This is a genomic window from Vibrio sp. 10N.239.312.D08 (assembly GCF_041466145.1).
Taxonomy (GTDB): Bacteria; Pseudomonadota; Gammaproteobacteria; order Enterobacterales; family Vibrionaceae; genus Vibrio; species Vibrio crassostreae_C.
The window spans coordinates 25,471-32,049 of the sequence record NZ_JBFSSD010000059.1 but is presented as its reverse complement, the minus strand read 5'-3'; the positions used below and the strand labels follow the sequence as shown (position 1 = coordinate 32,049).

The window sequence follows — 6,579 nt, the reverse complement described above, 5'->3', positions numbered from 1 at the left end:
GAGCCCGTAGAGGACTTTCACCTCCTAGATCAACGCCATGCTCGGCGCACAACAACAAAAAAGGAGCATGCTGCTCCTTTTTTAATCTCAGTAATAACTCGCTGTTTTAAAGGTCCGTCATCAACTGCTGATATTCAGTGTACGTCGATAACAGGAGGTCTTGCATATCTTGAAAATCAATCTCGGTTACAGGCAACGCTTGCTTCACTTTTGCGTCTAAGCTAATCGCAAAACTACACAAAGAATCCGCACCAAAGCTTGCTGCGCTGCTCTTAAGCGCATGACTGATATCAGCCAAGTACTTAGAGGTATCCGACTCTTTATTTATCTCTAGGTGTTCGTAGTAGCCTTTCAACTCACCTAAAAAGATTTCCAGTAAAACCGGGACATTCTCTTGGCCTATTTCGCCGGCAAGCTCATCAACTTTTTGCTGATTTAATACTTTCGTCATTATTATTTTCTTATTGTTTGTTGATTACTGCTTCGCATTCCACGTTTGCAACTTACGGTATATCGTCGATGGACTGACATCTAAGAAACCTGCCGCACGAGGGATGTTGCCATCACACGCTTTAATGGCCTGCTCGATAGCCGTTTTCTCAGTGATCCACAATGGGAAAATATCTTTTACCGTGATGTCTTCATTCTGCTTCTCTTTCAATCGCAGACTGTTTTCAATCGGTTGGTTCAACGGTGGTGGAAGCATGTTGAGAGTAATCTCTTTGCCGTTATTCAAAACCACCACGTTCCGCAACACGTTTTGTAGCTGACGAACGTTACCCGGCCACTCATATTGATTAAAGCGATCAAGTACTTCCTGAGCAAAACGTACAAACGCCTTCCCCTCCTCGACCGACATATAGCCTAGCAGAGAATACGCGATCTCGATGACATCTTCACCACGCTCACGCAATGGCGGCAAGTGCAATGGAATCACGTATAAACGATAGTATAAATCTTCTCTAAAGCGACCTTCTTGTACTTCTTTCCAAGGGTCACGGTTGGTCGCACACACAAAACGAACGTCGACACTCTTCATCTTCGAAGAGCCGACTTTTTGGAAAGTACCGGTTTGGATAAAGCGCAGCAGCTTGGTTTGCAGCTCTAAGTCCATTTCGCACAGTTCATCAAGGAACAGTGTTCCACCATCAGCAAGCTCAGCAGCACCTTGGCGATCGGTCGCAGCACCGGTAAAGGCACCTTTAACGTGGCCAAACAGCTCACTTTCAATCAGGTCTTTAGGGATAGCGGCACAGTTAATCGCGATGAACGGCTTATCGCCACGCTTACTCGCCGCATGAATGGCTTCTGCACATACCTCTTTACCGGTACCACTTTCACCAGTAATGAAAATGCTCGCCTTACTCGATGCAGCAGAATCAATCGTTCGGTAAACCTGCTGCATGGTTTGGCTGCTGCCGATAAAACCTTGGTAGTTCTGGTTTCCCGGGTGTTCCGAGCTATTTTTAAGTTTGGTGGCTTTGCGGATCGCATTATTCACCGTAATACGGAGTCGGTCGGCTTCACACGGTTTGATAAGGAAATCTTGAGAGCCATGACGCATCGCTTCTACAGCGGTATCGATAGAGCCGTGAGCCGTCATGAAGATAACTGGAACTTCAGGGTATTTTTGTTTTACAGCAAATAGTACGTCCATACCCGTCATATCAGGCAGACGTAGATCTAATAAAATAAGGTCTGGGATTCGATGATTCAAACTCTCGATTGCATCGCGGCCAGTGCCGACAATGTTGATATCAATTTCGAGCGGTGTAAGATACGAGCGATATAAAGCTGCTACCGAAGCGGTATCCTCTACCATCAACAAATACTTCGATTTGTTATCTAGCGTTTTTGATTGCATATCCTAGCCATTTATAATTTGCATTTCTTATTATAGTCGCATTCCGCTTTGCATTATGCAAATTAGCCACAGTATTTGTAGTGTGTTTTTTTACTTGCTTCAAACAATCAATGTTTTATCTATCTGGCACGAACGATGCAACGGTATAAATGACCTTCGGGTCACCTAGCCAACTGACGTTGTTAGTGGACCGATTGTTCACAAACGTAAGCCAGTAGAACATTTACTACTGGCTGTTTTTTTGTCTGAAACACTCTCAATTCTTGTGTTGAGGGGGATCAATTCTCGAGCGAAAAGTGAGATTAGCTGTTGGTAATAAACTGCTTTCTTAACTGATCAATTTCATCACGCTTCTGTGCGGCCAATTCAAATTCCAGATTCTGAGCATGCTGATACATCGCAGATTCTAGCTTGCTGATCTCTTTATCAAGCTGTTGCGGCGTAAGTACTGCATAACTTTCAGAAGGCTCTGCCACCTTAGATAGTGGAACTTGTTTCGATTGGCGCTGCTGCTTCGACTTGGTTAGATCACCCAGTTCCATAATGTCTTTGATATTGCGTTTCAACGCTTGCGGAGTGATGCCTTGCTCTTCGTTGTAGGCTTGCTGTTTCTCGCGACGACGATCGGTTTCATCAATCGCTTTTCTCATCGACTTAGTAATCGAATCACCATAAAGGATTGCTCGACCTTCCAAGTTACGAGCAGCACGACCAATGGTTTGAATCAGAGAACGCTCAGAACGCAAGAAGCCCTCTTTATCTGCATCAAGAATCGCCACCAGCGACACTTCAGGCATATCCAAACCTTCACGAAGTAAGTTAATGCCCACTAACACATCGAACTTGCCCAAACGTAGGTCTCGGATGATCTCTACACGCTCAACGGTATCGATATCCGAGTGCAAGTAACGCACTTTAACGCCGTGCTCACTTAGGTATTCGGTTAAGTCTTCTGCCATTCTCTTGGTCAACGTGGTAACCAAAACACGCTCTTCTTTCACTGAACGGATTCTGATTTCAGACAGCAAGTCATCCACCTGCGTCGCGACAGGTCTTACTTCGATGATTGGGTCTAACAGACCAGTAGGACGTACCACTTGATCAGCAATCTCGCCATCTGATTTTTCAATCTCGTAATTACCTGGTGTTGCCGACACAAAAATCGTTTGTGGGGCTATAGACTCAAATTCTTCAAACTTCATTGGACGGTTATCCAATGCAGAAGGCAGTCTAAAACCAAACTCGACCAAGGTTTCTTTACGAGAACGGTCACCTTTATACATCGCACCAATTTGCGGCACAGTCACGTGTGACTCATCGATGATCAGCAAACCATCATCAGGCAGGTAGTCAAATAACGTTGGCGGCGCTTCCCCTTCCGCACGGCCGCTCAAGTATCGTGAATAGTTTTCGATACCGGAACAGAAGCCAAGCTCAGTCATCATCTCAATATCAAACTGAGTTCTTTGAGAGATACGCTGCTCTTCCAAAAGCTTATTGTTGTCTTTTAAGTATTGAGCACGATCGCGCAGTTCGTCCTTGATGTTCTCAATCGCCTCAAGGATTTTTTCTCTTGGCGTTACATAGTGAGTTTTTGGATAAACCGTAAAGCGCGGCAAGTCTCTTTGTTTCACCGCACCAGTCAGAGGATCAAAAATACTAATGCAGTCCACTTCGTCATCGAACATCTCAATTCGAACCGCATCTTGGTCAGATTCAGCCGGAAAGATATCAATCACCTCACCACGAACACGGAACTGACCACGTTCAAAGGCGACATCGTTTCTTGAATATTGCAGCTCAGCCAATCGACGCAGGATGTCTCGCTGATCCATCACCTCGCCACGACTCAAATGAAGCATCATCTTCAAATAAGACTTAGGATCACCCAGACCGTAGATAGCCGACACAGAAGCCACAATGATGGCGTCTTTTCGTTCTAATAAGGCTTTGGTTGCCGAAAGCCTCATTTGTTCGATATGAGCGTTCACAGACGCATCTTTCTCGATGAACGTGTCCGTGGTTGGAACGTAGGCTTCAGGTTGGTAGTAATCGTAGTAAGAAACGAAATACTCAACGGCATTGTTTGGAAAGAAAGATTTCATCTCACCGTAAAGTTGAGCCGCCAATGTCTTGTTAGGCGCTAACAGAATCGCAGGTCTTTGAGATTGGGAAATGACGTTGGCAAGGGTAAAGGTTTTACCTGAGCCCGTTACCCCTAGTAGAGTTTGATGTGCCAAACCAGAATCTAATCCGTCTAGTAATTTGGTTATCGCTGTAGGCTGATCACCGGACGGGCTGTAGTCCGATACCAAGTCAAAGAGTTTACTCATAGGTCGCCATTTCCATACTGTTTTTTTAATCAGGTCATTGTCACTCTAGGAGGAGTGTCGTTGCAACAATTATCTAGAGAAATGCATCTTAAGATCAGAGATCAGTTATAGCTTTTATTTTTAGAACTTGGTATTATCCGTGCCCTGCAAAGTTTCCCCAGCTAAATTACTCGAATTTTAATCCACTACTTTTCCCCAAAAAACCTAAAAATACCGCTTGTTTTACTGTTCATTTTATAATCTACAAAAGTTATACAATTGCGACATTTTGCTATAAATCTTTTAAATACATTACGTTAGATAAGGTTTTTACATTTTTCGATTTATCCCGATTATTGTTGTTAAAGTTTCACACACACACTTATCCACAATTTTGGTGGATAACTAAAGCAAAGCTAAATCCTATAAGGCGTTCAAGAAAGTAAAGTTTTTTATCTTACTTTTTTCTGATATTTTTTATTGACAGAAATCCGGACAATTATTAGAATTCGCGTCGCTAACAAGCAATTCCCCTTTAGTTCAGTTGGTAGAACGGCGGACTGTTAATCCGTATGTCGCAAGTTCAAGTCTTGCAAGGGGAGCCAAATTCAGAAAAAAGCTCAATCGAAAGATTGGGCTTTTTTCGTATATAACTGCGACTAACTTGTTCCAAGTTAATGTCACAAACCTAGCCGCCCGCGTTCAAGTCTCGACAAGGGGGCCAAATTTAAAGAAGCCGCATCACTCGATGCGGCTTTTTGCGTTTTAGTCGAAACAAAAGCCCTACAGGCACAGCTTTGATTAACTCACATCCATAAAAAAACGCCTCACAAGGAGGCGTTTGGGCTTAGTGACTAAACTGAGCTTTATTCTAGATTAGACGTCGTTTAGCGGTTATGCTTCTGCTGTAACAACATTTGTCTGAGTCTCTTTACCGGCTTGGTCTTGATCAAATCCTTCATGCAGGTGGTAGTAGCGCTTATAAACAAGAGCACTTACCGTCATTAGAATCGCTGGTAAACCTACCATCATAAACTGCAGTCCCATGATAGTGCTGTCAGACTGTTCCACGTTTGGTACATAACCCACCACAGACAAGCCCATACCAACAATAAAACCACCAGCCGCGCCTGCAAACTTAACAAGCATCGTTTGAACAGAGAAGATAACACTCTCACTGCGACGACCCGTTTTGTGTTCACCGTAATCAACAACATCGGCAAGCATTACAGTTTGCAGTGCGTTAGCGATACCCACACCAAACTTGATAGCAGCACCTGCGATACCGATTAGAATCGCGTTACCTGGAGCGATAAAGCCCATGATAAGTAGAGTGGTACAAGACAGCACTGGGAAGCCACAAGCGATAACCCATAGGTGTTTGCGTGGTAACACTGATGCAATACGAGGGAACAAGAATACGCCTGCAACTTCAGCGATACCTGCCACCATCATATAAACGGGGAACAAGTCAGCGTTGCCTAAAGCGTAAGAGAAGTAGTAAATCGCAAAACCACCCACCAACAAGTTTGCTATTTGGAACGACAATACGGTACCAATAAGTGCTTTTAGTTGGTCATTCTTACCAATGATAACCATTACATCTTTAAAGCTGAAACGCTCAGCTGGTTTCGCATTTGCTGGTGCCGATTTTTCTTTTACGTTGCGAGCAATCAAGAATGCACTCATCACGAACAGCACAGCAATCAACATAGCAACGTTGAAGAAACCTTGTCCTTGGTCGCCGTCACCCAGTTTACCGACAATATGTAGCCCGTAAGTACCCGTAATAAACCACGCCAAGCTAGCAAATAATCGTGGCCAAACAACCAGCTTTTCACGTTCTTGACGAGAGCTCGATAGTGCAGGAATCAAAGACCAATATGGAATGTCCATAATAGTGTACGTAAGGCCCCACAGAATATAAGCAGCCGCTGCATAAATGTATAACGTAGTGCCTTCAAACATATGCGTACTAAAAAGACCAACAAGCACTACAGCATTTAACAGGGTTCCAATCACTATCCAAGGACGGAATTTACCAAACTTAGAGCGCGTGTTATCAACGATAACGCCCATCATTGGGTCGGTCACCGCGTCGACAATGCGCGCGGCCAAAAAGATAGTACCCACAAATGCCGCTGACAGCCCAGCAACATCAGTGAAGTAAAACATTAAAAAGATGTAGATTGGAGCACAGGCAAAGTCTTTACCTAAAGCCCCAAGTCCATACGATAATTTGGTTTGTAGAGTAATTTGATCAGACATAGTATTTCCTTCAGGCGCGTAACTTCATCTCCTAACAGACGCTGAAACGCTTACCTTTTATTTATAATAATTTATCCACTCAAGTTCTGTTTTAGAGCCACTCTGTGGTCGCTTCTTAAAACACTCAAGTATCAA

At 43.9% G+C, this 6,579-nt stretch carries 4 protein-coding genes and 1 tRNA gene; 1 reads left to right on the top strand and 4 read right to left on the bottom strand.

Going from position 1 to position 6,579, the window contains the following annotated elements; all coding sequences use genetic code 11:
- Positions 1–106: 106 nt before the first annotated feature.
- The 3 genes from luxU to uvrB all read right to left on the bottom strand — a co-directional run bounded on the left by luxU (position 107) and on the right by uvrB (position 4,197).
- Entirely contained in the window at positions 107–451 is a 345-nt protein-coding gene (gene luxU, locus AB6D58_RS21730) for a quorum-sensing phosphorelay protein LuxU (protein WP_017062179.1), read from the bottom strand.
- Between the two features lie 24 nt (positions 452–475).
- On the bottom strand, positions 476–1,864 hold the full coding sequence (gene luxO / locus AB6D58_RS21725) for a quorum-sensing sigma-54 dependent transcriptional regulator LuxO (RefSeq protein WP_004734031.1): 1,389 nt from the start codon (positions 1,862–1,864) through the stop codon (positions 476–478).
- Between the two features lie 302 nt (positions 1,865–2,166).
- Positions 2,167–4,197: an excinuclease ABC subunit UvrB gene (gene uvrB, locus AB6D58_RS21720; RefSeq protein WP_017066592.1), complete on the bottom strand. Its 2,031-nt coding sequence runs from the start codon at positions 4,195–4,197 to the stop codon at positions 2,167–2,169.
- Between the two features lie 508 nt (positions 4,198–4,705).
- On the opposite strand from uvrB, the gene AB6D58_RS21715 reads away from it, so the two are divergent.
- Positions 4,706–4,781, top strand: a tRNA-Asn gene (locus AB6D58_RS21715).
- A gap of 289 nt (positions 4,782–5,070) precedes the next feature.
- Here the strand turns inward: AB6D58_RS21715 and melB are convergent.
- The gene (melB, locus tag AB6D58_RS21710) at positions 5,071–6,444 is read right to left on the bottom strand and encodes a melibiose:sodium transporter MelB (protein ID WP_102394332.1); all 1,374 of its coding nucleotides are present in this window, start codon (positions 6,442–6,444) and stop codon (positions 5,071–5,073) included.
- Between the last annotated feature and the right edge of the window lie 135 nt (positions 6,445–6,579).